The organism is Ligilactobacillus agilis DSM 20509 (genome assembly GCF_001436215.1).
In the GTDB taxonomy this organism is placed as follows: domain Bacteria; phylum Bacillota; class Bacilli; order Lactobacillales; family Lactobacillaceae; genus Ligilactobacillus; species Ligilactobacillus agilis.
In genome coordinates this window covers 105,801-129,858 of record NZ_AYYP01000072.1, presented here as the reverse complement: position 1 = coordinate 129,858, position 24,058 = coordinate 105,801, and the positions used below count along the sequence as shown (strand labels likewise).

The following is a 24,058-nucleotide window of genomic DNA, read 5'->3' as shown; positions in this document are numbered from 1 at the left end:
AGTGATCATCAATGTTGGTAGCCAAGAAGCTGGTCGAAAAAACACTCCCCTCTTAATCCAAGCCTTTATGAACGTTTGCTTTGACTTTCCCGAGTGGAAACTAGAGTTGATTGGTCCAGTGGATTCTACAATCACTGAACTGGTGGCTTCTATCTACAAAGCTCACCCGGCTTTACGAAAGCGACTCCTCCTATTGGGGCCGATTAAGGACAAGGCTCAGCTAGAACGTCACTACCAAAAAGCTCAAATCTATTTATCACCTTCCTTACAGGAAGGTTCACCTAACTCGATTGCCGAAGCCTTGCGCAATGGCTGTTACGTCCTTACCAGTAAAATTGATATTTGGCAAGATACCTTTGCTCCTAAGGCGGGAGCTAGTTTTGAGCACGGTAATTTAGTTGAGCTAGTAACTAAGTTAAGGTACGCCCTCAGCCAACCACAACTGTTGGAGGATGCCTTTGAGCTTAACCGGGCTTACAGTTTGAAGGAATTAATATACGAAGACGAGGTTAGACGCTACCAATTACTGTTAGACTACCAAAATACAAGTACAAGGTAAGACTAACCACCCCTTACTTGCTAACTAAATAAAGTAAGTCAGCTTCAAGCTTCCTCCCAAGTTTGAAGCTGACTTTTATTTTGATTTTCCTTGTCACTCCCGCTATAGTCCCTAGCCTCACTTATGCTATAATTAACTAAATAATTTATTAAAGGAGGCTTATCCTTATGTTAGCCATGACCTTAATGTATAGTAGCCTGGCCATTATCATTTTTATATGTAGAGCACTATTTTGGGAGAATAAAAAGCAACTGCTAGCTTCGCTAGTTTTGTTGCTACTAGAAATGTTGGTGGTATTTACCCTAGTCTACTTCCTACTACCATCTAGAAACTTGCTGTCCCTCCTACTAGGCAACGCCGTTTGGGGCGGAATCTACTTAATGTTAACTTCTATTAGCGGTAAAGTTACAGCTGATCAGCAAGTAAAGAATTGGGTTGCCACCACTTTGCCAGCCAGCCTGGTTGCGCTCAGCCTCTTAATTGCGGCTGGTGGTGAGCTGCATTCCATCCTGTCGGTCAAACCTACTTATAATTCGATTGCAGTTAAACAAGTCAGCTCTAAGCAGGCGCCGACCTTTAAGCGGGGAGAGACTCCGATTGCCTTAGCTCCTAAGACTGTTCTTAACCGGGTGAGAAAATCAGTTTCCGACCTGCCTAATAGTCAGTACTATAAAATTGCGGGGACTGTTCAGGCGCAATACCTCCACGGTAAGGCGGTTTACATCGTACCTGTTGAATACCAAGGCTTCTTTGCCATGCTTAAGGCTAAGACGATTCCGGGCTACTTTATGATTGACGCCACTAGTCAAAACGCCACCCCGAAATTCATCCATAAACCTTATAAATACACCACTAGCGCCTACTTCGGCCGGGATACCGAAAGAAAACTCTACCGCAATAACCCCCAGTGGTTAAAACTCGGTGACGGTGGGGCGCAGCTAGAAATTGACAACGACGGTAACCCTTATTGGGTGGAAACCGTTTATAAGTCAGCCTTTTTGAGTCACCGGATTAATTATCAGAAGCTCCGGGTAATTGTGATGAACGCCGTTACGGGTACAACTAAGACCTACAAGCTAGCTAATTTACCAAAATTCGTTGACGAAGGCATTACCTCAGACGTAGCCGCCGAGTTAAATAATAACTACGGCAGCTACCAGCACGGTTTTTGGAATCAGTTCCTAGGTAAAACTGATATGAAAGAGCCAACTAATAACGGCCCGGAAGATGGGGTCACCTCCATCTTTAACGCCAACGGGACAATTAGTTATTTCACCGACTTTACTAACCCAAATACCAAATCCGATTCTGCCCTTGGCTACTCCATGGTTAATGCCCGGACCGGCCAGTTAACCTACTATAAGGCTAATGGCATCATGGATAGTTCTGGGGCCAAGAGTAACGCCAACCAAAATTATAAGGCTCAACAGTGGACCGCCAACATGCCTATTTTATATAACATCGACGGCCGCCCTACTTGGATTATGACCATTCTGGACAAAACCCATGCAATTAGAGGCTACTATTACCTCGACGCCGAGGATCAATCTATCTATGGTACGGGAACTTCGCCAATCAGTGCCCTCGATGATTTCAGACAGGCCTTAGTAAATAGCGGCACTAAGGCGGCCAATACACCGGATAGTAAGTTAAAGCAGCTTACGGGGACCATCGACCGGGTGGCCATTGTATCCAATAAAAATAAGGTAATGTTTACCTTACAAAATAGCCCGGTAGTCTACACGATTGATACCGATGACTTTGCAAAGGCTAACCTGCTTAGAAGTGGAGATCACGTCAGCTTCAAGGCCAACCTTGTTAACGGTCAAAGCATTGGTAATGTAAGTCGGTTTACCAACCACGATTTAAAATAAGCCATAAAAACAGCCTCGAATTGAACTCAAACTCAATTCGAGGCTGTTTTTTTATTACAGATGGACGTAAAGCAGTTGCTTTTCAGCCTAAGCAAGAGAATAAATCTAAGTTTACACTGACACCGAATTAGTGCATTAATACACTAATTTTTCAAACCAATACTATTGACCGTAAAAAGCTACCAAATCGGCCCGCGTGTTAAGCCCATAGCGCGCACAGGAAACTTCCTGGTGCTTGAGTGGTAAGGACTCATACCAAGTCATTAACATTTGGCAAGTTGGTAGCGCCACTTGCGCTAAGTTTCCAACCTGTAAGATTAGCTTGAGCCCAAAGGCAAAGTCAGCACTAAAGTAATGGGAAGAAAAATCCGGCAGGTAACCGCCAGCCGTTTCTAGCCCCGGGGTTTTTAGCCCTTTGAAACTAGCAATCGAGCGGATTTTGGCACTAAATGCCGCCACTTCTACTTGACCATAGTGTTCCTTGAGAGACCTTATCCCACTTAAATCAAACTCACTTAAGTGCTGACATAATGCCTGGACCTCGGTATCGCATTTAAATAATAATCTAGTCGTTTCATCATCCCAGTCTTCATAAAAAAGTGGCAAGTGCTTGTAAACTTTACCTGGTCGATAATCCTTAAAAAGCCGATACAGGCGACTGGTATGTAAGATGGGGTTAGAAGGCGTTAAAGTTAGGTTTAGGTAAGAAGCAAGCGGATAGCAGGGCATCCCTAATCCCCAACTAATTAAGCGACAACAGTCAACACTTGCTTGTTGGGGCAAGGCAGCTAAGTGAAGGCTAGGTCGGTAGCCACTGGCAACTACAATGTGCCCATATTCCTTCAACCGGGCGACGCTAGGAACTCGTTGTAAGCCAAAGATTACTACGCCCTTGGCTAAAGCTTCCTTAAAGGCCAGCTCCCCGCCGCCACTGCCGGGAATTAACCCCACCTTCATGCCGGCCTTTAGGTGGGGAATTAGTTCTTTAGCAAGCCTGTCCACCAAAAAAGCTGGCACGGTTATTAAAATCAGCTCACTACCACTAACGGCCGCTGCTAGTGAATCCGTCACCAACTGAGGACTGCCCTTAGCTAAGATAGTCCCCACATCATCAATAATTTGTAGTTCCGTTTGGAAGAGTTGGGGCTTAGAACTGTAAATTTTGACCGTGGCTCCCCGACTAGCGTAATGAACCGCCAGTTGGGTGCCGACGTTGCCCGCCCCAATAATTGTTACCTGCATTAGCTCACCTACTTTTGTCTAATTTGAAGCAATTCCTGGTAGCTGTCAATTTCTACAATGTCTTCTTTTTGACACTCCCTAAGGCGGACTTGATAGTTTGCCTGGCACCACTTCAAGGGGACTGATTCCCAAAATTGCTGGGAACCCTCTGGCTGAGCGTAAACCGCAGGTAAGTCCTGCCTTAACTGGGCACAGTCTTCTTTTGTCCAGTAAGAAATTCCGTATTCATTGTAACAATCCGTATTGCCTTGCCGATAATCAGTCACGTAACCAGCTTGGAGCTTAAAGCACCAGTCAGTCGTTTCTTGGCAATAATAGCCGAGGATGTTACTGTCGTACTGATACTTGCTGATTATGGCTGGGTTAGTTACATATAGGTCCGCTTCACAAATATAAGTCCCCCGATCTAAGCGGTCTAAGACCTTCAGCATTGAAGAAATATTGTTGCAGTTGACGTAATCATCATTGGTTACAAATTTTAAAAAGGGGTAGTTTGCTAACAAGCTCTTAAACTTTTGCCGCTGGTAGCCAACGATGACAGTAATGTCTTTAATCTCTGCAGCAACCAAAGCGTCTAACAAGGTCTCGATAATTCGCCTACCGTTAACCTCTACCAAGGGCTTAGGTGTATCTTTGGTGGCTGGCAGCATCCGGGACCCAAAACCAGCTGCCATAATAATCGCCTGCTTAACTTGGTAAGGTTCAAGTTCTTTAAGCCCGCTCGGACTTATTTCAAGTAAATCATCCCGCTTAAGTAACCATCCCTTTGCCAAAATTTCTGCCACACTTTGGGCTTGGGGTTTTTCTACCTTAATTGGGCCTGTTTTTGCTAGGGAGGTCAATAGTTCGAATTGCGCACGTGAAATCATAACTCTTCCTTTCCGCTAAAAAAGTGGGTCCACGAAATGTAGCCCACTTAAAATCTTAGTTATTTATTAGCTAAATTCATAACATAACGATGAATGTCTAAACCAAAATGATAGTCTGTCGTTTTTTGACTATGAGTATTTGCTGCTAAACAAGCTGGCAACTTAGCCAACGGCAACTTTCCTTCCGCCAGACACTTTTGCTTGGCCAGGTGCTCTTTTACCAAGTTTAAATCAAACTCAGCCGGCACCTGCTCAGTTGGATAGGTAGGAATTTGTTTAATCACCGGTCTATTTAGCTTCCGGAATAACTCTGCCATACTTGACATATCGCCATAAAAAGCGTCGGCGTAAGTATAAGCTAAATAAAAATCAGGACTATCATCATAAATTCCCAGCTGACTTTCCTTAAATTGCCTTACTAACTGTAAATAGTCCGCCAGTAAGGCAGGTCGTTGGGAGCGAAGCGCATCAACTAAAAGAGGGTGTGGTCGCCATAGGAGGGTATAGTCAGCCTGATGCTTCCAAAAGAAATTAAACACATCCGCATACTTAGAAAGCATCTGCCCCTCAGCGGCATTTAAATCTAAAATCGTAGTATTATAGAAAACCACCGTTTTCTTACTTCCATCTGGCCGGTAGATTTTTTTCTTCCATTCACTAGGTAAGGGGTAATTACTTGGGTTAGTTTTATTTAAGGCATCATACTTAGGATTTCCTAAAGCCACCATCTTAGCTAAGATCTGCTCTAACCTCTCCTTAGGATAAGTCGGATTTTCCTGGGCAAACTTTTTCCAGGCCCCTTGATAGCCAGCTTTGACCACCTCATCTTGGATAAAAACCACGTCAGCATTTTCAATTCCCTTATTTAAGGCGTATTCATAGTGCTTACGTTCATGTAAACTCACGAAGTAAGGTACATAAACTAGTAAGTCTGTGTACTGCTTCAACTTATCCGTATAAAAGGCAGGTAAGACCGTGGTGATTAAATTATCATCATCATAAGGATTATGAATATAAATAATGTCTGGCCGCTTTTTTGCTAAAGGATAATCCTGCCAGGAAGTGATTGGAACTTCCTTAGGAAACAAATTTCCTTCGTAATGAAGGTCCTTTAACTTACCATGCTCGTCCTTAGTGAAGTAAGGAATTGGCACTACGTAAGCATCACAGCTCGGATCTGCTGAAGCTGCTTCGTAAATCGACGCTAATGAATCCCACATTGAAGCCTTATAGGGTAAAAAGACCACCTGTTTCTTATGCTTGGCACTTAACTTAGTGGTCAGCTTAGTTAAGCTTGCTTCAATTGCTTGTGCTGGATAATCTAATTCACCCGCTTGACTGATGGCTGCTAAAAAGTCTTTCAGCAAGCTTTGATAAGCCGCCAACTCGGCTTGATACCAGTCGAGCTCGCCAAAGGTTTGGAGCGTTTGGCTAATATTGTCACTAGCCGTTAAGCAGTTGGTTATTACCTGCCCTAACAGCTCGAGGCTCATTTCTTCGCTTGAGGCTAAGTAAGCGTTAGCTTCCTCTAAAGTTGTAATTAAATTAAGAATTTCCTTACTATCACGAGTGTTCACCAGTTTACCTTCTTTACTTATAAAATTGCCGCTAAGGCATCAATTGCATCTGGATATTCACCGCTTAGCCGATAGTGCTTTTTAGCTGTTTCAAAGTCTCCCTTTGCCTCTGCTAACTTACCAATAAAATAATGAGCAACCGGAACATAGGTGCTATCGATGCCCTCATCTTGTAAAGCTAAAATCTTAGCGAAATGTGCTTGGGCTTTAGCATCTTCATGATACATCCCATAAATTTCGCCAGCCATAAAGTGGTAATCAGGTGAATCTGCCAGGAGATTTTCACTATCAACTACCGTTTGGTATAGTTCTGCCCCGTCGCGACCCGTTGTTGCTGAGACAACTTGGTCGTAGACTAACTTAGCCGCTTCCAGCTGACCGCCTTCACGGTAACAATCAGCTAAAGTTAGTAAGGCCTTGCTGTCGCCTGGATGGTCTTCTAAGTCCTTTAGGGATAAGACTAGCCTTTGGGCATTCTTTTTAGTCCGACTTTCTGCGGTTAAAAAGCCGTCGTGGTGAACTCTAGTTACGTTAGCTAAATTAAAGGCTAAGCTGTCAAAACCTAAAGTTGAACTTAAAACTTCGTCAACCCGAACATCCTTATTGTAATGGAAGTAAGCCTTATTAAAAGCCCGTTGCTTTAACTGACCAACTTCTTCTTCACTGCCGTCGTCTTTTTGACGGTGATTAATGATTGTGGCCATCCCAATAGCCTCCGCGAGGTCAGGACGGTTAAAGTATTTGAGTAACTGGGACGTGTTAAAGCCCACATCCTCTTCATCCCACCATTCATCACTATCCAGGAAGTAGATGTTGTTGCTAAGAGTTTGCTCTAGGGCATAGTTGCGGGCTAAGGCAAAGTTATCCGCCCAGTCATAGGGGTGATATTCGGCAGCAAGTTCCTGGCACAAGGCCTTGGTGCTTTCGTTTTGCCCGCTGTCGATAACGATTAACTCAGCGCCAACGTCTTTAACAGAGTCTAGGCAGCGCCGTAATTTAGCGTCTTCATCCTTGGTTAAAATACAAATTGCTATGTCCATCTTACACATTATTTCTCCCCCTACTCAGCAATCTTTTTCCAAGAGTTAGCTAGGGTGGTGAGCATGTCTAACACCCGGTCTAATTTTTGCTTGTCTTTTTTAATATTAGCTTCCTGGAGTTGACTGTTCATGAAGTCATAAAGCGATAGCAACTGTCCGGGCAGTTCGCTTTCGACCTTGGTGTCAACTGAGTTAGCTAATTCGTAAATGATGTTTTCGGCGTTCGTAATGTTGTTATGGGCCTTTTCGATATCGCGTTGATCAATGGCGATTTTGGCCAACTTAATACTCTTGATTGCCCCATCAAATAGCATCGAGGTCAGCTTAGCTGGACTTGCGCTAAAGACTTGCGTTTTAAGGTAATCATTTTTCCCCGCCTTGGGGCCATATCCATAAACCATTTGTTCTATCCTTTCTTAAAAAGTCATTTTCATTGAAGATTTCAGATGTTTACTGTAAGCATTGACGATCCGTTTTTGCCTAGGACCACTCAGTTCGCTTAGCTGCTTGCTTAACTTCCGCCTTTCAGCTGCTAAGACCGCAAGCAGGTGGTTATAGCCGGCCTCTAATTGGCGTAACTCAGCTTCTGATAGCTTTGGTGGCTTAGTTTGCAGCTGGGCAAACAAGGGCTCTAGCTGGTTAACAATCTCTAAAGCCATCTGGGCGCTCCCATCAAAAGCGGCTAGTGAGGCTAAAATTACTTTGACCGCTTGTTGTTCATCCATCGGCTACCTCCGACTACTATTTGTTATTGTCGTCTGTCTTGAACCAGTCATCAATTTGCTTGAGCATGGCCTCGGCTTTTTCCATGGCAGCGTCAACCGCACTATACTGGTTAATCAAGCTTTCCCGCTTTTCAGCTAACCGGGTTTCAAGGTCGGTTACGTCAGAGTTTAAATTACTGATTTCCTTTGCGTTCATGTCTAACTTATCGTTGATGATTCCCTTAGTGTTATGCACATAATCGGGTTCAGTGTAAGTCTTGATGGTTGCTAAAAATCCGGTGACGTAACCGTGTTCTTCCTTGCTAATCCGACCAGTTGTATTATAAAAGAAGTTCTTGATGGTTTCAATCCCGTTACCATTATCGATGGCCTTGGCTAACTTTTCAGCGTCAATGCTCATAATCCCGTCACGATCGACACTGATTCCTAGCTGACCAGACGTTAGTCCGCTATTAATCTTTTCACCGGTCTTGCTGTTGGTATCGACCCCTAAAGAAACTGCTAGGCGGGCTAATTCAGACTTCAAGCGGCTAGCGGCACTATCATCCTCCAAGACCCCGTTTTGCTTTTCGTCTAAGTCTTCGGTCGAAGTATCAATCTTAGTGTATTCGTTTAGATACTTCATCGTTGCGTTGTACTTGTTAACGAAGTTTTCTACCGCGGCTTCGAGGTAAGTTGTATCGTGGGTTACGTTTAAGGTCGTGTCGGCCAAGGTCCCGTCGGCTTCCTTAGCGGACAGGCCGGTTAGCGTAACCGTTGCCCCGTTAATGGCGTTAGTAATCGTATTAGAGGCACTGGTTAAGTCGTAACCGTCGATATTATAAACGGCGTCTTGCCCAGCCACACTGTGAGCTTGGCTCCCTAGTCCTAAACTATCAGCGGTCCCGTCGGTGGAAGAAACCGAAATGGTGTTGTCCTTACCAGTCGCCACTGAGCTTAAGACCAAGTGGTTAGCTACCACGGTGGCGGTGATACCAAGGGACTTAACGACGTCTTTACCCTTGTCGTCTTGGACTGTGACCGTCAACTTGTTAATCGCAGTGGCAATGTCGTTGATGTTTTGGCTGTCGTTAATATTTAACGTGGCCGTTCCTACACTTGAAGTCAGGTTTAATGAGCCGGTTAGGTTAAGCTTTTGGCTGCTGTCGGCATCGGTCGTTCCTAAAGCAGCAGGGACTCCCCCGTAAATCTTCATGGCAGTCGCTAGTTGACTGACCTTAATTGAGTAGGTCCCAATTCCTGAGGCGGTTGAGGCGCTAATCGTCGCCACGCTTTGGTTAGAACTGCTGGTGGCCTTGGTATAGTATTGGTCGTCATCCTTTAAGTAATTTAACGCGGTCTTTAAGTCACTCAAAGATGAGCTAATGTTTTTCCAAGCGGTCGTTTGTTCATTTAAGTTCTTAATTAAATCCTCGTCGCTCGACTTTCTAGTTGACAGCGGGTCAGCTTCAATCAACTGGTCGATAACGTCTAAGGTTACCCCAGTGTACTTTCCTAAATTGTTCTTAATACTAGCATCGGTTGCCTTAGTAAGGCTTGACTTGCTAGTTGTCTTATCCGTGTCGGTTGTGCTTTTGTTAAGGTTACTAGTGGCAGCACTAAAAGCTGAACTGGTTGCCGCTGAAATTGAACTGGTTGCCATATAAATCATCCTTTCTCGTCTAACGAAATTCCCTGTTTACTAAAACTCTCTCGCCGATATAGAGCTACTAGCTCCGCTACACTTAGTATTTTGATCAATTCTTGCTTGCTTTTAACCAATAAGGCTACTTGTCTAGGCAGGGTTCTTTCTAGCCGGAGGTCTAAGTCTAAGTCCGCTAACTTAAACCGGTCCCGTAAGCGCCTGATGATTTCTAACAAGAATTCATCATCTAAGTCAACATTATCTATATCGGTTGAAGTCACTGAATGTTTAAGCCTTTTTTGGGTTTTAGTCTTTTTTATTGGCGGTTGACTTAAACGTTGTTCGCCCACCGCTTCGTCGCGGAGCTGATTTTCGACCTGGTTATTTTGACTATCGGCAATTTTTTGAATCTTTTCAACCGCCGCAATCTCATTGACCATCCGCTCAGCCCGCTCGACTCTGTCGATATTATAATTATTCATCTGCCCACCCCACTAAAAAAGGGCAACCCCTCATGTTGCCATGAAAAGTTACCCTTTACTTCCTAATCACGGACCTTATCTCATGTAGTCCAAGACAGTTGTTTGTAAAATCTTTGTGCCGACTGCTAAGGTGGCCTTATAAGCTACCATTTGATTTTGGTAGTGCATGTAAGCTTCGGCGTAGTCCACATCTTGTTCATCCGATAACTGGGTCGACAGGTTGGTCTTTTCAGTTTCATTTCGGCTAGCCGCTGCCTGCAAGCGGGTCTCCTTAGCACTAACGGTCGTCTGCACGGTCGTGAAGTTATCGTAAAATGCTTGTGCTTGGCTTAAGAGCTCCGTTCCTAACTTAGCTTGATCGATTCTTTGGCTAGGATTGTTGCCCAATGCGTTCATCAAGTTAGCCACAAAATCGGTTAAGTTAGTCGTTTGGCCTTCCTTATCGGTCACCTGCATAAACTTACTGCCGTCGGCAAAGAGATCAACCGTCACCCCGGCGGAAATTTCACGGGGTAAGCCGTCCTTAGTACCACCGTAACTAATTCCAGTTAACACCCCGTTTGCATCCTTTTGCATTTCAAAGGGTTTAGTGTCAGTGTTCTTGCCGGCAAAGATGTACTTGCCACCGTAACTGGTGTTTAAGGAGTCGACAATGTTTTGTAAATCCTGGTTAATTTCATGCTTGTGGGCGGTTAACTCGTCAATTCCGTTGGTTGAAGAGGCCGCAGCGGTAATCAAGGTGATAATCCGGTTCATCGACTTGGTCACCTGGTTTAGGACGCTGTATTGGTTTTCCGTCCAGGACTTGGCGTCGGCAATCGTGTTGGCATAAGCCGCATTGTTAGCCAAGGCCACCTTTGAGTCCATAATCTTTGAAACTAACAAGGGGTTATCCGAGGCCTTGTTAACCACCTTACCAGATGCCAGCTGGTCTAAGGTGCCTTGCATGGTGTTGGCGTTAACCTGGTAGTTATTCAAGAAGTTCGTATAAGTCATGCTACTAGAAATTCTCATTTAGCTTAAACCCCCGTCTTATTAATTAAAGTATCTAAACAATCTGCTACCACCTGCATCATCCGGGCATTAGCTTGGAAGGCATTTTGATAGCGAATCACATCGGCCATTTCTTCGTTAATCGAAACCCCGGAAACAGATTGATCTTGTTGGTTCAAACTGTTCAACAGGGTATCTTGTGCCGCCTGGGTGTTATCGGCCTTTTGCTTGGCAATCCCGTTGGTAGTCACAATGTTGTTAAAACGGGTTGCGTAGGTTGAACCACTGGTATTGGTCTTGAAGCGCAAGTTAGCTGGATTATAGGCAGCCAAAATGCTGGCGTCACTACCGTCGGTTGGAATCGGCGCCGCAAAGGCAGCCACAATGGCGGTCGCAATGCTACTGTCCCCACTAGCCGCCGTTGTCCCAGTTTTTAGCAATGCTGGGTTAGCCAGTAAGCTCTTGTTAACCTCAAAGTCAACCGCCGGGTTTTGGCTGTCAGTTGCCAACGTAAAGAAGCCGTCATAAAGACCGGCCTTACCGGGACTGGTCGTACCGTTAGAATTGTAAACAAGGTTAACTGTCTTGACGATGGTGTTGGTGAAATTATTTAACTCCGTCATCGCCGAGTTAATTTCTGCCAAGGCGTCTTGGTAACCACCTAAGTCCCCTTCGACCACCTGGGCTTCCTTAGAGATACTGTAAGCTCCGCTAGCATTTTGCTTTAGGATTAACAAGGTCCCAGCAGGATAATCCCCGGCTAATTCTACCTGCTTACCGGTAATGTCACCATCAACGATTACTGACGACTTACCCGCCTGGCTATCACTTACCACGCTAAGGTTATTTACCTGCTTAGTAGCTGAATCCAAGACCACGTTTTCTGCCTGAGGATTTTCACCTAGGTAAACGGATACCCGGTTATATTCATCGGTCACCGTGGAAATATCGGCCAAGCCGGCTAATTCCTTAAGAACTTGGTCCCGGCTATCTAATAAGGTGTTAGGCGTTTCCCCGATGGCATAGGAATTATAAATCTGGGTGTTTAGTTCGTTTAAGGTTTCTAATTTTTTGTTGAAGTCTAAGGCCGCCTGGGCTACCCCGTTAACGGTCGTATTCTTTAGATCCGTAATCGATGAGGCCATGTTGTGAATGGCGTCCACAAAACTTGAGGCGTGCTCTAAAACCACACTCTTAGTGGTCGTCATCTCCGGGTCGTTAGCCACTGAGGTCCAGGCCTTAGAAAGGTTAGCCAACTGGTTAATGACCCCGTTATCCGAGGGCTCGTTTAAAATGTCTTGCAGGTTACCCAAGGTGGTAGATCGCTGGGTCGCCGAAGCCTGCTTAGACGTTGCCACCCGAATCTGTTGGCGAATGTAGTCACTCACATCCCGCTTAACCCCATCAACTTTAACCCCAGTCCCAATCGAACCGACCCCGGCCAAAGTGTAAGGTAGTTTAGTATGTAAGTTAACCCTTTGCCGCGAATACCCTTCCGTACCCGCGTTTGAAATGTTATTAGCAGCCGTTTGTAAGCCAATGTCACTGGCATTTAAACCACTACTTGCTGTTCCTAATGTTCCAAATAAACCAACCATACCTAACCTCCTACGCTTGACTGTCTATGATATATGAATTAGTGGGTCGTTGTTGGTAAGGATTCTTCCGCTTTTGATCCTGGTAGACGTTAGCCTGGTCTGACTTTAAGTTAGTCCGAATTGACTTCATTAAGTTTTCACCAAAGCTAAGTGCCTGCTTGGTCAAAAGTAAGTTAGTCTCCTGTAACTCCTTGATTTCCCTTAATAATGACTTGGTTTGTTCTCCAAGTGGTCCGGTATAAGTCTGTAAGCTGGGAAGATACTTTTCTTTTTGGGGCAACAAGTCAGCCACTTTTTGGCCCTCGTTTTTAATCAAGGCTTGTTTTTCCTTAAGTAAGAGGCGCTTAAACTGGCTGAGTTGCCGGTAAAATTCCTTTTCTTCCATGCTTACTTTCCTTTCATCGCTTGCAACATGCTATCAGCAATTTTTTCAGCCGATAATTCATAACTGCCGTCAGCGATAGCAGCCTTGAGCCGGTCGACTTTAGCTTGATCAAAGGTCCCACTTTGCTTTGTTTCTTGTTGGCCTAATTTCTTAGCAGTTTCAGAAAGTTCAACGTTAGCTGCTTTGGAACCCATCACAGGTTCTTGGCTAGCAGCCGTGGAATAGGCCGGCTTTGCTTTATTTACATAGAGATTGCGATAATTGTTATAATCACCACGAATATTCATATCAACTGCCTCCTTCCAAACTTTGCTACTGAATTTAATATCCTCACTATATTATATCGGCAGAATAAAAAAAAGTTAAACCCTTAAGTTTAACCTTTTTTGAAAATCTTTTGAAAAAATTATTAACGCATGTAATCAAGCCGTTGTTTGGGAGACAAAATGTCTGTAATCCGCACCCCAAAGTTTTCATTGATGACCACGACCTCACCGGTAGCAATTAGCTTACCGTTAAGTAAGATTTCTAGTGGTTCATCGGTTAACTTATCTAGCTCGATAACCGACCCCGTATTGAAGCTCAAGATATCGCGGACGGTCTTTTTGCTCCGCCCTAAAACTACACTTAGATTCAACGGAATGTCCATGATTAAATCCAAGTTGTCGTTTGATTCAGCCGCAGGTTGGGTTGGTTCAAAGTTTTGGAACTCTGGACTTTGAACTTCTACCGGCTCTTGGTGCTTAGGCTTTGGAGTTGGTTTTGGTGTCGGCGCTGGGGCTGGACTTGAAGCTTGGCTTGGGGCTTGACTTGGCGCCTGGCTAGCAGCCGGAGCCTGACTCTTACTTTCCTCACTTTGACTAGTAGCAGTTTCCCGGTTATTAACCACGGTCGCCTTATCGGCTAACATCGCTTGGGCGATATCATCTACCATTTGGTCGGTGAAGATTTGCATAATTTCGCTTTGAATCAAGCCGTCAACGGTTAGGGAGAAGGAAATCTTGTAGATGACCTCGTCATCAACGATGAAGTCATACTTGATATTACCTGGTTCATCCCATAAGTTAACCTTAGGTGGCAAGATGTCGACCTTAGTGCTAATCATGGTCGCCATCGAAGTGGCCGCCGAACCAATCATTTGGTTCATTGCCTCTGCCACCGCAGACAATTCTAACTCCGTAAACTCTTCGTTTTCCGGCGTCCCGTCGCCGCCCATCATCAAGTTGGCGATCACGTTAGCATCGTGCACTTCAAGTAACATCAAGTTAACCCCGGTCAAGCCTTCTTTAAATTCAACCGTGGTGGCCACCTTAGGTGCCTTGATGCCGTCGATTAAGTCCTTAAAGCGGATCCTGGTTACCCGCGGAGTGGTGATTGACACCCGGTGGTTTAAGATTGAAGACAAGGTGGTGGCGGCTTGGGACATGGAGATATTACCAACTTCCCCGATTAAGTCGCTTTTAGCTTGTTCATCTAAACCGCTAGCCTCAGTGCTAACTTCACTTGCTTGGACTTGACTTGCCTCTGAGCTTGCCGGCTCCTCCTTTGTTTCCGCTGGTTTTTCGGGTTCAGCTGTTGCACCGCCGTTCATCAAAGCATCAATTTCAGCTTGGGATAGGGTATCACTCATTAATCTTCTTCTCCTTCCATCTTATCTATTAATTCTACTGCAAATTGACCGTTGCTTAGCTTCCCAAGCTTAGTCGTGTAAAATGGCTGTTCACCAATATAAGTCTCAACTGGTTCAGAGGTCTTCTTATCTAGTTTAATGACATCACCAATCTCTAGGTTTAAGAAGTCGGCTAAATCCATCTTGGCGCCTCCTAAAATAGCTTCGATGGTCATCTCCACCCCATTTAAGTTGCGCTTGAGTTCAGCTGAATCATCCTCATCGTTATCCTTACTTGAGTCAAACCAGTTCCTGATACTTAGTTTATCTAAGATCCCTTCAAAAAAGATATACGGGATACAGAGGTTAATAAAGGTACTCCTATCCAACAGATCAACCGTAAAGGTCACTAGGACTACCGGCTCGTTAGGCGACATCGTCTGTAACAGCTGGGGGTTAGTGTCAATGGTATCTAAGACAGGGTTAAATTCCACAATATCTTTCCAAACTTGTTGGTAAACCCCCATTAAGTCCGTAACCACTTCTTCTAGAATTGATAACTCAATGTCCGTGAAGTTTTCCCTAATCTCAAAGTTGCGTTTGGCATTTGCATCATCACTACCAATCTCTTGTCCCCCACAGAGGAGTTCAATCAAAAAATTACACAGTTGAGGATTAATTTCAATCATCTGTGAACCCTTCATTGGATCCGAGTGAAAAAGACCAATTAGTGTCCGCCGAGCGATGGAGTGAATAAACTCATCATAAGAAACCTGTTCAATGGCTGCCACCTTAAGATTGACACTGGTCCGCAGTTGTGAAGCTAAGAGGGTCCCACTTAACTTGGCAAAATCGTCAAAGACCATGTGTAAGGTATTAATATATTCCTTAGTTAAGCGCGTCGGCCGCCTAAAATCATAGTTTTTAACTTTCGCAGCTTCTTGAGCTTCCTCTTCAATTTTTTGTTCATCGAGCGTGCCACTACTCATGGCGTTCAGCAAGGCATCGATTTCTTGCTGGGACAATACTTGATCCACAATAACTCTCCCCATTCAATTTCTATTTCATAGTAAGTCTAGAAGATTGCGTCCGTTACGTCAACAATGTTGGCAACCTTATCTGGAAAAGCAATCACACCCTTGATATGCTTTTCGTCTTGGTCAGAACCAAGTTGAATTTCCGTTGGGTCGATGTCTAAGACCTCAATTACCTCTTCAATCAATAAGCCCTTTCGTTCCTCACCATTTTTCATGATTAAGATGTTAAGGTTATTATCAGAAGAAGGAATACCTAATAATTCGGCCAAACCGACGACCGTTACCACCGTCCCCCGCAAGTTAATCAAACCCTTAATCCAGTTTGAAGCTAGGGGTACCTTAGTGATCTGAATTGTATCAACTACTTCTTCAACGTCGTCTGCAGAGATTAAGTAATTTTGGCCCTGCATTTTAAAAAGAATCATTTGCATAATAAGTTACCCCCAAAATTAGGAAAGGGCCTTATCAATCGCTTGAATTACCCGTTCAGTGTCGAAAGGCTTCACAATAAAGTCAACCGCGCCAGCGCGAATTGCATCCATAACCATCCCTTGTTGCCCCATGGCTGAGCACATTACGACCTTGGCGTTAGCGTCACTGGCCTTAATCATCTTCAAAGCTTCAAGCCCGTCTACTTCAGGCATGGTAATATCCATCGTTACTAAGTCTGGTTTAGTTGCTTGGTACTTTTCAAAGGCTTCTTGGCCGTTTTGCGCTTCACCAGCTACTTCATAACCATTCTTTTCCAAGATATCCTTTAACTTCATCCGCATGAAGACCGCGTCGTCTACGATTAATACTGATTTTGCCACTTAAATTTCTCCTCTCAAATTCCTAATGCTTTAAAAATCTTATCTAAGACACCTTCACCTGGAATCAGGAATAAAGATGCGTCTAGGCTTTCATTATTATAAGTAAATTCATTATGAATAACAAGGATTTGTTCATCATAATGGTCAAAGGCCATGTAGGCACTAGAGATAATCGCTCCAAAAAAATCATACCTTGAAATTGGCAGACTGGCAATGAGTTGAATCTGCAACATGTCTCCAATCGCACGTAAAAATGAGTTAAATAAAATATTAGTCAACTCGGTGACCGCTGAGGCAATGATTTCATTACTTGGGTTATCGTCTGAGCCAAGCATCATCTTCGCAATCTTTTGACCCGATTCATCGGTAATCACAAATAACAAGGCCCCGTCAATATCACCAACAATCTTACTCAAAACGGCGTGCATTTCGACGTCGTCGGCAATGATTTTTTGATAGAGCTCGTCATAAGCCATAACCTCTACTTCAGGCACATCCATATCCACCCGCGAGTTAATCATTTGGGAGATACTGGTCGCAGCGTTGCCGCCCCCAACGTTAACAATTTCTTTTAGGCCATCGAGTTCAATTTCTGAGTACGCCACTAGCTATTCGCCACCTTTTGTGCATTGCAAATTGCGTTTACATCTAAGATTAAGGCAATCGAACCGTTCCCGAGGATGGTTGCCCCTTGGTACTTGTTGATGTTCATCAACATTTGGTCGATCTTCTTAATAACTATTTCTTGTTGGCCAATCAAACCATCGGCCAAGATGCCATAGTATTGCTTATTGATTTTCACAATGATTGCAAATTTTTTCTTGCTTTCAATTTCAGGCATGCCCAACAGGCGGTTGGTCCGCACGATTGGAATTAACTGATCTTGGAAGCGGTAGACTTCTTGTTGTTGGGTTTGTAAGATGTCTTCTTCTTTAATCATCACAACCCGTTCAACCACGTCTAACGGCACGGCAAAGTCTTCGTTAGAAATTGAAATCATCAAGGCTTGGATGATGGATAAGGTCAACGGCAACTTAATAGTAACCTTGGTCCCGACGTTGACTTGACTTTCCATTTCTAGCGACCCGCCCAGTTCAGAAATCTTGTTTTGAACGGCGTCTAACCCGACCCCACGGCCAGAGATGTCGGTAATCTTCTTAGCGGTTGAAAAACCAGGGTGGAAGACTAACATTTGGATTTCGCGTTCGCTCATGCCCTCGGTGTTAATCCCCTTGCGTTCAGCGCTAGCCTTGATGGCTTCAGGGTCTAAACCTTTTCCATCGTCTTCTAAGGTGATGATGACCTTATTACCTTCTTGGTAGGCGGCCAACGTAATCTTACCCTTCCGCGGCTTGCCGAGCTTTTCTCTGACTTCAGGTTGTTCAATCCCGTGGTCGGCACAGTTTCTGAGCAGGTGAATCATTGGTTCGGATAATTCAGAAACCACCGTCTTATCCAACTCGGTTTCTTCCCCAATGATGACTAACTCCATGTCCTTCTTTAATTCGTTAGCCAAATCGCGAATCATCCGGGGGAAGCGGCTAAAGACCACGCTGACTTGTTGCATTCTGATCTTTAAAACTAAGTCCTGTAGCTCTGACGTTAGGCGAGAAACTTGTTCCATCGAATCACGGACTTCATCAGCGTTGTTGCGCTTGCCGGCGTCTTCTAGTTGGTTTCTGTAAACCACCAATTCAGACACGAGGTCTAAGAAGTTGTCTAGCCGCGTTAGGTCAACCCTGATTGACTGATTACGGTTATTGTGGTGGGCATCTTTTTTAGCCGCTTTTTTCGGCGCCGCCTTAGGCTTAGCTTCCTTAGCGGGGCTAGGCGCTTCCTTTTTAGCTACTTCTTTTACCTCGGCTTCAGCAGCTGCTGGCTTAGCTTCTGGGTCAAAGTCTGCAACAATCACCTGGTCAATCTCACTGTTGGAGTTGATGTTTTCTTCCACTTGTTCCTTGCTGTCGTGAGTTAAGTAGATTAACTTGAAGTCCGTTTCAAAGTCGCCGGCTTCTAAGATATCAGTGCTTGGCTCGGAGTGGATAACGTCGCCTTCTTGGTCTAGTTTTTCCATGATTAAAAAGACCCGCGGCCCCTTTAATAGCGAGCCCGCATCGATTCTGACCGCAATGGCAAAGGCATTGTAGCCCTCGGCTTTAGCCTTTTTAATCACGTCTAAGTCAGCTTCCTCAACCTTTTCAAAGTCAGTCGTCAGCTCTTTCGGGCCGTCACTAGCTTGTTCTTCCTTAGGCGCTTGGGCCGCCGGCGTTTTGCCTTCAACCCCTTTTTCAACTTGATCAAGTTCATTCCACAGGTCGGTGATTTGCTCTTCGCTTAACTCTTTATCGTCCCGCAAATCATCAACTAGTTCTTGTAGTTTATCCAAGCATTTAAAGATCAAGGACACGTGGTCGCTAGTCACTTTTAATTTGCCTGACTTGAATAAGTCAAAAATATCTTCCATCTTGTGGGTTAACTTAGTCATGACATCGTAACCCATCGTCGCAGACATTCCCTTTAAAGTATGGGCCACCCGGAAAATATTGTTAACTAAGTCAATGTTATCGGGCTCTTGTTCCAACTCTAAAATATTGTCATTTAGTGCTTGTAAGTTGTCGTCACTTTCTTCAAAGAAGAGGTCACGATAAACACTATTGTCGTCAGCCATTATTTTTCCTCCTCGTAATCAGATTTTTTGATAAATAAAGGAATCAACCTTCTTTAAACCAAATTGCTCACAGTTAGAGATGGTCTCGGTCGCCCCGGTGAATAAAATTCCCCCTGGCATCAAGACGTCACTAAACTTTTGGTAAACCTCATCACGAGCATCTGAGTTAAAGTAAATTGTCACGTTGCGGCACACGATGATATGACAGTTTGGTTCATAACTATCCTTTAATAAATCATGCGGCTTAAAGGTTACGTACTTCTTAATCTGGGGCTTAATCTCGTAAAGATTATCCTGCTTAGTAAAGTAGCGCTCTAAAACTTTAGGCGAAAGATTTTTTAGTTCGGCTAACTTGTAGGTCCCGGCCTTAGCCTTGTCCAAGATGACCTTATCGATATCGGTGGCGATAATTTTACCCTTAATTTGATTTTGATCTAAAATCATTGCCAGGGTATAAGGCTCAGCCCCGATAGAACAAGCGGCTGACCAAATCTTAGGCATTTTGTATTTAGGTAAGATAATTTGCTTAACCGTTTCTTCAAAACTCTCAAAAATCTCTTTATTGCGATAAAATTCCGTGACGTTGATGGTTAAATGCTCTACAAAGGCATCCCGCGCAGCTTTGTCCCTAGTAAGAATCTGGGCATACTCTTCTAAAGTCTTAGCCCCCGTCGTATGCATGATGTTACCGATTCTACGCTGCATTTGCTTTTGCTTGTAAGAATTTAATTGAATCCCGAGCTTTTTTTCCACCCAGTCATTGAAAAATTCAAAGTTTAGTTCACTCATCTGCCGCTACCTCACTAATTCCTCTAATTTTATCCGAATTTGGTCTAGGCTTAAGACCTCGTTAACCACACCTTTTTCAATGGCGCTTCGTGGCATGCCAAAGACGACACAGGAGTCCTTGTCTTGGGCAATCGTGTAACCCCCCTTAGCTAGGATGGTCCCCATTCCTTCTGCCCCGTCTTTACCCATCCCAGTTAGGATGATGCCGACTAAGTTTTGGCCGTAGTAAGCAGCTGCCGAGTCAAACAGGGGGTCAACCGCCGGCCGGGTCCCGTGCATTTTTGGCTCTTGGTTTAAATGCAAGCGCCCATCTTTAATGACCATGTGATAATCACCGGGAGCTAGGTAAACCTCATTTTTCAAGAGCATTCCGTCGCTAGCCTCACTAACCTTGGGCTTGGCTTCGGCATCCATTCTTTCTGCAAAGGTCTTGGTAAAGCCCTTAGGCATGTGTTGAACGATGATAACCGGTACCGCAAGCCGGGCCGGGAGCGCGGTAATTAAGTGTAAGAGTGCCCGTGGCCCCCCGGTTGAGGAACCAATTACGACCGCCTTTAAATTCCGGCGTAACTCAAGGCTAGTCTTAACCTGGCCACTGGTCGTAGCGGTAGGTGCCACCTCCCGTCGCCGACTTAACGGCCGCCTTTGTTGGCGACTGGCCGCCTTAATCTTGGCAAAAAATTCCCTAATCCAGTCGTCTTTAATGGCCATGATGTTGGTAGGCTTTTCGACAAAGTCAGTCGCCCCGGACTCTAAGGCTTCAATCGTTACCTCCTGGTTGGTCAAAGCACTAAGCATAACCACCGGCACGCTACTGAACTGCTTAATTTGTTTTAAGGCTTCCAAGCCGTTTAACAAAGGCATTTCCACGTCCATTAAGACTAGGTCTAACTCGCTATCAGCCTTAACAAAATCGACTGCCGCTTTCCCGTTGCGGGCAACGCCTGCTAGCTCGATGCCGGGCATCTTTGCAATTAAATCTGTAATCACCTTGCGCATGAAGGCTGAATCATCTACCACTAAAATTCTAATCATTACAATCCCCCCTATTTATAAAATGATTGAATCATGGTGCACGATACTAATTGTCGCCTCGAAGGTTTCAAGGTTAACCCGCATCGTGCGGCCAGAGTTACCGCCGACATTTTCAGCGATTAAGGGGATGTGGAGCCGACTTAACTCTGCTTCCACTGCCTCTACGTTTCTCTTACCGACATTACCGTTTTTTAGAGTTTTATTAAAGTCAAACATGTTAGCTCCCCCAGCGATTTTGGCCTTAAAGCGTCCATAAGGAGCCTTACGCTTTAATTCTTTTACCATCAACTCTAAGGCGGTATCGGCATATTTAGCCGGATTCAAGGCTAAACTGCCCGTATAAAGTGAGCTATCGGGTAACATGATGTGGCTAAGCCCGCCGACGCCAGAACGTTCGTCATAAATAAAGGTCCCCACACATGAACCCAGCCCCACTGTAATCAAACTATTCGGGGCTTTAGCTACCTTATAATCGGCAATTCCGACCCGCAAAGAACTATTGATCATCGCCCTCAGTATCCTTTGCTGGCTGGTTTAAGATTTGATCTTCCTTGGCTTGGTCCACGGAATCCATTAACTCCTGGGCTTGCTCGTTATTGAAGAGGTACTCTAGTTCAAGTGAGATAACCACTTCATCATCGAGTTTCAAAAACTTGCCAATGTAGCCGCGCTTGAGTTTAGCCTTGGTCAATTCCCGTTCGTAGTCGGTGTCTTCAAGCATCATGATGCCGCGAATTGACTCAACGTAAATCCCGATGGTTTGTTCTTGCCATTGGCATAAGATGACCTTATTTTCGGTATTTTTAACGGTGGGGTCGTTAAATAACTTGGCCTTTAAGTCAATGATAGGTAGCATTTGTTCTTCGTATTCGTAGACGCCCAAAATGTAAGCAGGTACGTCTGGAATCGGCACAAAGTTTTCTGCCTCCACGATTCTTCTAACCACCGTCACCGGTAAACAAAATAATTGGTCATGACTTGTAAACACAATGTATTGTTCCACAGCTTCTTCCCCCTTAGCCTAGTCAGTAATAAATGCGGCTGCGTTTAATTTCTTGATTTCGGATGCATCCTTTAGGTGAGCTACATCTTTTTCAAGTTCTTGGACCATCTTGTAGAAGTCATCAACGTTGGTATTAACTTCTTGGGTTGAGGCGGAAATCGAGGTCATTGAGTCCATCACTTGTTGTGAAGCTTCGGTTACGACGTCTTTTTGTTTAATCACATCAGCCATCCGACCCTTGATTGAATCTAGACTCGTATTGAAACTATTAACCAACTCAGTGATTTCCCGTGTTGCCCCGATGGCCTTTTCAATGTCTTGGCTTTGTTCTTGGCCCTTCTTGTAAGAGCGGTTAATGTCATTTGTCATGTGTTCTGACTTGTCCCGGATAGATTCAATGATTTCTCTAATATCCTTGGTTGACTTGCTGGATTGTTCAGCTAATGAGCGAATTTCATCGGCCACCACGGCAAACCCGCGACCAGCTTCCCCAGCCCGGGCAGCTTCGATGGAAGCGTTGAGGGCTAGTAAGTTGGTTTGTTCAGAAATGTCATTGATCAAGTTAACGATGTTACCAATGCTTTGGATATCCTTGTTCATGTTATCCATTTCTTTAACAATCTGGGTTTGATTTTGGTGGTCTTCTTGCCAAGAAGTAGCAACGTCATGCATCAAATTGAAGTTGCGTTCGTTGCTTTCCCGTGATTGGTCGGCCCGGGCTACCATTTGGCTAATATCAGCGTTGATGCTGTCGATATCATCTGCAAGTTGGTTGATGTATTCAACCGTTTGGTCTGTTTCGGAGTTTTGGCGGTTTGACTTGTCGGCAATATCAGCGATGCTATCGCGAATATCCGAGATGGAGGCCTTAGCATTGTCGGTCAAATTCCCCAACTTAGTGACCATTTGCTCGATTTCCTTAGTTTCTTCCTTCATCCCAATTGCCATTCCCTTAAAGGCGTTAGCAATCCCTAAAAGGGAAGTTTGCACCCGGCCGGCGATGGATTCCTTATCGTCTGTGACCATTGATTCTAGGTCGCGTAAATCCCCCTGGGAAACCTTGGCAATCTTGTCTTCTAAGTTAGCGATTGATTGGTCGGTCGCACCCGTGAAATACATCTTGGCTAGACAAATCCCTAGGGCTTGAAGAATCAAGACGACTAGACTAAAAATCCAGAAACTAGCAGCTAAATCGGCGTTGCCACTAATCACGAAGAAATAACAACAAACCAGGATTAACAGGGTAATCCCGACCGGAATAAACGACTTTCCGTTAATCTTTTTGAAACGACTAAATACATTTTGCATGGCAAAAATCCTTTCTCGTATACTTGTGTATACACGCTCAATTCTAGAATTAGTTTAAGTAATTCTTAAACAACCTTCCACTTATTTAATCGGCTGTTTTGGTAAATAGTTAAGCGTTTAATTATAAAATATAAATATCATTTGGATTTCCGAAAACGTTATAGTTTCCAGCAGCTTGGTCCCTAATTAATTTACCCTCTTCCAGTTCTAACACCCGCCGCATAAAGGTATTAACGATGGTACTATCGTGCGTCGCCATTAGGACCGTGGTTTGTTGCCGGTTAATCCTAAAAAAGAGGCGCATAATGTCAATCGCCGTCTTAGGATCCAAGTTAGCGGTCGGCTCATCGGCTAGTAAAATCTTCGGCCGGTTGAGCATGGCGCGCCCGATGGCCACCCGCTTTTTTTGCCCGACCGATAACTGCCGGGGGTAAGCGTCTAAGTATGCGGCTAAACCCACTAGATCTAAGGTCCGCTTGATCTTAGCCAACCACTCCGTTTCAGCCACCCCGGTCGCTCCTAAAACGGCCTGGTAGTTTTCCTTAACGGTCCGGTTTTCTAAGAACACATCTTGCTGGTTGACGATGCCTAGCTGGCGGCGCAACTTATAGACGTGTTGGTCCTTGAGCTTACTTAGATCCGTGTTGCCAATGATTACCTGGCCACTGGTTGCCAGTTCTTCCCTTGTCAACAGCTTGATGATGGTGGACTTGCCCGCACCCGAAGGCCCGATTAAGTAGACAAACTCACCTTGCTTAATTTCAAAATTGACCTGGCGTAAAGCTAAATTTTCACCATAAGTCTTGCTAACTTGTTTAAACCTAATCAT

The 24,058-nt window shown here is 44.6% G+C and carries 26 protein-coding genes; 2 read left to right on the top strand and 24 right to left on the bottom strand.

Annotated elements, in window-relative coordinates:
- Nucleotide 1: 1 nt before the first annotated feature.
- Both FC14_RS09995 and FC14_RS09990 read left to right on the top strand, forming a co-directional pair.
- Entirely contained in the window at nt 2-559 is a 558-nt protein-coding gene (locus FC14_RS09995; RefSeq protein WP_056977877.1) for a glycosyltransferase, read from the top strand.
- A gap of 167 nt (nt 560-726) precedes the next feature.
- Nucleotides 727-2,433, top strand: a complete 1,707-nt coding sequence (locus FC14_RS09990; RefSeq protein ID WP_056977875.1) for a hypothetical protein — start codon at nt 727-729, stop codon at nt 2,431-2,433.
- Nucleotides 2,434-2,595: 162 nt separating this feature from the next.
- Here FC14_RS09990 and FC14_RS09985 read toward each other — a convergent pair whose 3' ends face one another.
- The 24 genes from FC14_RS09985 to FC14_RS09870 form a co-directional block, all read right to left on the bottom strand.
- Nucleotides 2,596-3,675: an NAD/NADP octopine/nopaline dehydrogenase family protein gene (locus tag FC14_RS09985; protein ID WP_056977872.1), complete on the bottom strand. Its 1,080-nt coding sequence runs from the start codon at nt 3,673-3,675 to the stop codon at nt 2,596-2,598.
- Nucleotides 3,676-3,683: 8 nt separating this feature from the next.
- Nucleotides 3,684-4,544: an NTP transferase domain-containing protein gene (locus FC14_RS09980; protein WP_056977871.1), complete on the bottom strand. Its 861-nt coding sequence runs from the start codon at nt 4,542-4,544 to the stop codon at nt 3,684-3,686.
- Nucleotides 4,545-4,603: 59 nt separating this feature from the next.
- The gene (locus FC14_RS09975; protein ID WP_056977870.1) at nt 4,604-6,121 is read right to left on the bottom strand and encodes a CDP-glycerol glycerophosphotransferase family protein; all 1,518 of its coding nucleotides are present in this window, start codon (nt 6,119-6,121) and stop codon (nt 4,604-4,606) included.
- A 17-nt stretch (nt 6,122-6,138) separates the two neighbouring features.
- Nucleotides 6,139-7,170, bottom strand: a complete 1,032-nt coding sequence (locus tag FC14_RS09970; RefSeq protein WP_056977868.1) for a glycosyltransferase — start codon at nt 7,168-7,170, stop codon at nt 6,139-6,141.
- 11 nt (nt 7,171-7,181) lie between these two features.
- A complete protein-coding gene (fliS, locus tag FC14_RS09965) occupies nt 7,182-7,562 on the bottom strand; it encodes a flagellar export chaperone FliS (protein ID WP_056977866.1) in 381 nt (126 codons plus the stop codon).
- Nucleotides 7,563-7,577: 15 nt separating this feature from the next.
- Nucleotides 7,578-7,886, bottom strand: coding sequence for a hypothetical protein (locus tag FC14_RS09960; protein WP_056977864.1), 309 nt, complete (start codon nt 7,884-7,886; stop codon nt 7,578-7,580).
- 16 nt (nt 7,887-7,902) lie between these two features.
- Nucleotides 7,903-9,528, bottom strand: a complete 1,626-nt coding sequence (fliD, locus tag FC14_RS09955) for a flagellar filament capping protein FliD (RefSeq protein WP_056977862.1) — start codon at nt 9,526-9,528, stop codon at nt 7,903-7,905.
- Nucleotides 9,529-9,533: 5 nt separating this feature from the next.
- Nucleotides 9,534-9,992: a hypothetical protein gene (locus FC14_RS09950; RefSeq protein ID WP_056977860.1), complete on the bottom strand. Its 459-nt coding sequence runs from the start codon at nt 9,990-9,992 to the stop codon at nt 9,534-9,536.
- 75 nt (nt 9,993-10,067) lie between these two features.
- Nucleotides 10,068-11,006 carry a flagellar hook-associated protein FlgL gene (gene flgL, locus FC14_RS09945; RefSeq protein ID WP_056977858.1) on the bottom strand — a complete coding sequence of 313 codons (939 nt, stop codon included), beginning with the start codon at nt 11,004-11,006 and terminating at the stop codon, nt 10,068-10,070.
- A gap of 5 nt (nt 11,007-11,011) precedes the next feature.
- Nucleotides 11,012-12,583, bottom strand: a complete 1,572-nt coding sequence (gene flgK / locus FC14_RS09940; RefSeq protein WP_056977855.1) for a flagellar hook-associated protein FlgK — start codon at nt 12,581-12,583, stop codon at nt 11,012-11,014.
- A gap of 10 nt (nt 12,584-12,593) precedes the next feature.
- A complete protein-coding gene (locus FC14_RS09935; RefSeq protein ID WP_056977853.1) occupies nt 12,594-12,968 on the bottom strand; it encodes a hypothetical protein in 375 nt (124 codons plus the stop codon).
- 2 nt (nt 12,969-12,970) lie between these two features.
- Nucleotides 12,971-13,255: a flagellar biosynthesis anti-sigma factor FlgM gene (gene flgM / locus FC14_RS09930; RefSeq protein ID WP_056977851.1), complete on the bottom strand. Its 285-nt coding sequence runs from the start codon at nt 13,253-13,255 to the stop codon at nt 12,971-12,973.
- A gap of 122 nt (nt 13,256-13,377) precedes the next feature.
- A complete protein-coding gene (gene fliY, locus FC14_RS09925; protein WP_056977849.1) occupies nt 13,378-14,598 on the bottom strand; it encodes a flagellar motor switch phosphatase FliY in 1,221 nt (406 codons plus the stop codon).
- The gene (gene fliM, locus FC14_RS09920; RefSeq protein ID WP_056977847.1) at nt 14,598-15,614 is read right to left on the bottom strand and encodes a flagellar motor switch protein FliM; all 1,017 of its coding nucleotides are present in this window, start codon (nt 15,612-15,614) and stop codon (nt 14,598-14,600) included. Before fliM ends, fliY begins: the two co-directional genes overlap by 1 nt.
- A 38-nt stretch (nt 15,615-15,652) precedes the next feature.
- The gene (locus FC14_RS09915; protein ID WP_056977845.1) at nt 15,653-16,045 is read right to left on the bottom strand and encodes a chemotaxis protein CheW; all 393 of its coding nucleotides are present in this window, start codon (nt 16,043-16,045) and stop codon (nt 15,653-15,655) included.
- An 18-nt stretch (nt 16,046-16,063) separates the two neighbouring features.
- The gene (locus FC14_RS09910; RefSeq protein ID WP_050612113.1) at nt 16,064-16,426 is read right to left on the bottom strand and encodes a response regulator; all 363 of its coding nucleotides are present in this window, start codon (nt 16,424-16,426) and stop codon (nt 16,064-16,066) included.
- Between the two features lie 14 nt (nt 16,427-16,440).
- Nucleotides 16,441-17,031 (bottom strand): chemotaxis protein CheC, encoded by a 591-nt coding sequence (locus FC14_RS09905; RefSeq protein WP_056977843.1) that lies wholly within the window; start codon nt 17,029-17,031, stop codon nt 16,441-16,443.
- Nucleotides 17,031-19,094 (bottom strand): chemotaxis protein CheA, encoded by a 2,064-nt coding sequence (locus FC14_RS09900; RefSeq protein ID WP_056977841.1) that lies wholly within the window; start codon nt 19,092-19,094, stop codon nt 17,031-17,033. Before FC14_RS09900 ends, FC14_RS09905 begins: the two co-directional genes overlap by 1 nt.
- A gap of 18 nt (nt 19,095-19,112) precedes the next feature.
- Nucleotides 19,113-19,883 carry a CheR family methyltransferase gene (locus FC14_RS09895; protein WP_056977839.1) on the bottom strand — a complete coding sequence of 257 codons (771 nt, stop codon included), beginning with the start codon at nt 19,881-19,883 and terminating at the stop codon, nt 19,113-19,115.
- Between the two features lie 6 nt (nt 19,884-19,889).
- Nucleotides 19,890-20,918 (bottom strand): protein-glutamate methylesterase/protein-glutamine glutaminase, encoded by a 1,029-nt coding sequence (locus FC14_RS09890; RefSeq protein ID WP_056977837.1) that lies wholly within the window; start codon nt 20,916-20,918, stop codon nt 19,890-19,892.
- A 15-nt stretch (nt 20,919-20,933) separates the two neighbouring features.
- Nucleotides 20,934-21,425 (bottom strand): chemotaxis protein CheD, encoded by a 492-nt coding sequence (locus tag FC14_RS09885; RefSeq protein WP_056977835.1) that lies wholly within the window; start codon nt 21,423-21,425, stop codon nt 20,934-20,936.
- Complete coding sequence (locus FC14_RS09880; RefSeq protein ID WP_050612107.1) at nt 21,415-21,921, bottom strand: chemotaxis protein CheW; 507 nt, start codon at nt 21,919-21,921, stop codon at nt 21,415-21,417. Before FC14_RS09880 ends, FC14_RS09885 begins: the two co-directional genes overlap by 11 nt.
- An 18-nt stretch (nt 21,922-21,939) precedes the next feature.
- Nucleotides 21,940-23,229, bottom strand: a complete 1,290-nt coding sequence (locus tag FC14_RS09875; RefSeq protein ID WP_056977833.1) for a methyl-accepting chemotaxis protein — start codon at nt 23,227-23,229, stop codon at nt 21,940-21,942.
- A 121-nt stretch (nt 23,230-23,350) separates the two neighbouring features.
- The gene (locus FC14_RS09870; RefSeq protein WP_056977831.1) at nt 23,351-24,058 is read right to left on the bottom strand and encodes a cell division ATP-binding protein FtsE; all 708 of its coding nucleotides are present in this window, start codon (nt 24,056-24,058) and stop codon (nt 23,351-23,353) included.

Bases quoted from the DNA above. Each gene is read 5' to 3' on its own strand.
- fliS (WP_056977866.1), bottom strand. From the start codon at position 7,562: ATGGTTTATGGATATGGCCCCAAGGCGGGGAAAAATGATTACCTTAAA.
- fliD (WP_056977862.1), bottom strand. From the start codon at position 9,528: ATGGCAACCAGTTCAATTTCAGCGGCAACCAGTTCAGCTTTTAGTGCT.
- FC14_RS09990 (WP_056977875.1), top strand. From the start codon at position 727: ATGTTAGCCATGACCTTAATGTATAGTAGCCTGGCCATTATCATTTTT.
- FC14_RS09950 (WP_056977860.1), bottom strand. From the start codon at position 9,992: ATGAATAATTATAATATCGACAGAGTCGAGCGGGCTGAGCGGATGGTC.
- FC14_RS09960 (WP_056977864.1), bottom strand. From the start codon at position 7,886: ATGGATGAACAACAAGCGGTCAAAGTAATTTTAGCCTCACTAGCCGCT.
- FC14_RS09900 (WP_056977841.1), bottom strand. From the start codon at position 19,094: ATGGCTGACGACAATAGTGTTTATCGTGACCTCTTCTTTGAAGAAAGT.
- FC14_RS09935 (WP_056977853.1), bottom strand. From the start codon at position 12,968: ATGGAAGAAAAGGAATTTTACCGGCAACTCAGCCAGTTTAAGCGCCTC.
- FC14_RS09875 (WP_056977833.1), bottom strand. From the start codon at position 23,229: ATGCAAAATGTATTTAGTCGTTTCAAAAAGATTAACGGAAAGTCGTTT.
- FC14_RS09870 (WP_056977831.1), bottom strand. From the start codon at position 24,058: ATGATTAGGTTTAAACAAGTTAGCAAGACTTATGGTGAAAATTTAGCT.
- flgL (WP_056977858.1), bottom strand. From the start codon at position 11,006: ATGAGAATTTCTAGTAGCATGACTTATACGAACTTCTTGAATAACTAC.
- flgK (WP_056977855.1), bottom strand. From the start codon at position 12,583: ATGGTTGGTTTATTTGGAACATTAGGAACAGCAAGTAGTGGTTTAAAT.
- flgM (WP_056977851.1), bottom strand. From the start codon at position 13,255: ATGAATATTCGTGGTGATTATAACAATTATCGCAATCTCTATGTAAAT.
- FC14_RS09915 (WP_056977845.1), bottom strand. From the start codon at position 16,045: ATGCAAATGATTCTTTTTAAAATGCAGGGCCAAAATTACTTAATCTCT.
- FC14_RS09890 (WP_056977837.1), bottom strand. From the start codon at position 20,918: ATGATTAGAATTTTAGTGGTAGATGATTCAGCCTTCATGCGCAAGGTG.
- FC14_RS09970 (WP_056977868.1), bottom strand. From the start codon at position 7,170: ATGTGTAAGATGGACATAGCAATTTGTATTTTAACCAAGGATGAAGAC.
- FC14_RS09885 (WP_056977835.1), bottom strand. From the start codon at position 21,425: ATGATCAATAGTTCTTTGCGGGTCGGAATTGCCGATTATAAGGTAGCT.
- FC14_RS09895 (WP_056977839.1), bottom strand. From the start codon at position 19,883: ATGAGTGAACTAAACTTTGAATTTTTCAATGACTGGGTGGAAAAAAAG.
- FC14_RS09985 (WP_056977872.1), bottom strand. From the start codon at position 3,675: ATGCAGGTAACAATTATTGGGGCGGGCAACGTCGGCACCCAACTGGCG.
- FC14_RS09980 (WP_056977871.1), bottom strand. From the start codon at position 4,544: ATGATTTCACGTGCGCAATTCGAACTATTGACCTCCCTAGCAAAAACA.
- fliY (WP_056977849.1), bottom strand. From the start codon at position 14,598: ATGAGTGATACCCTATCCCAAGCTGAAATTGATGCTTTGATGAACGGC.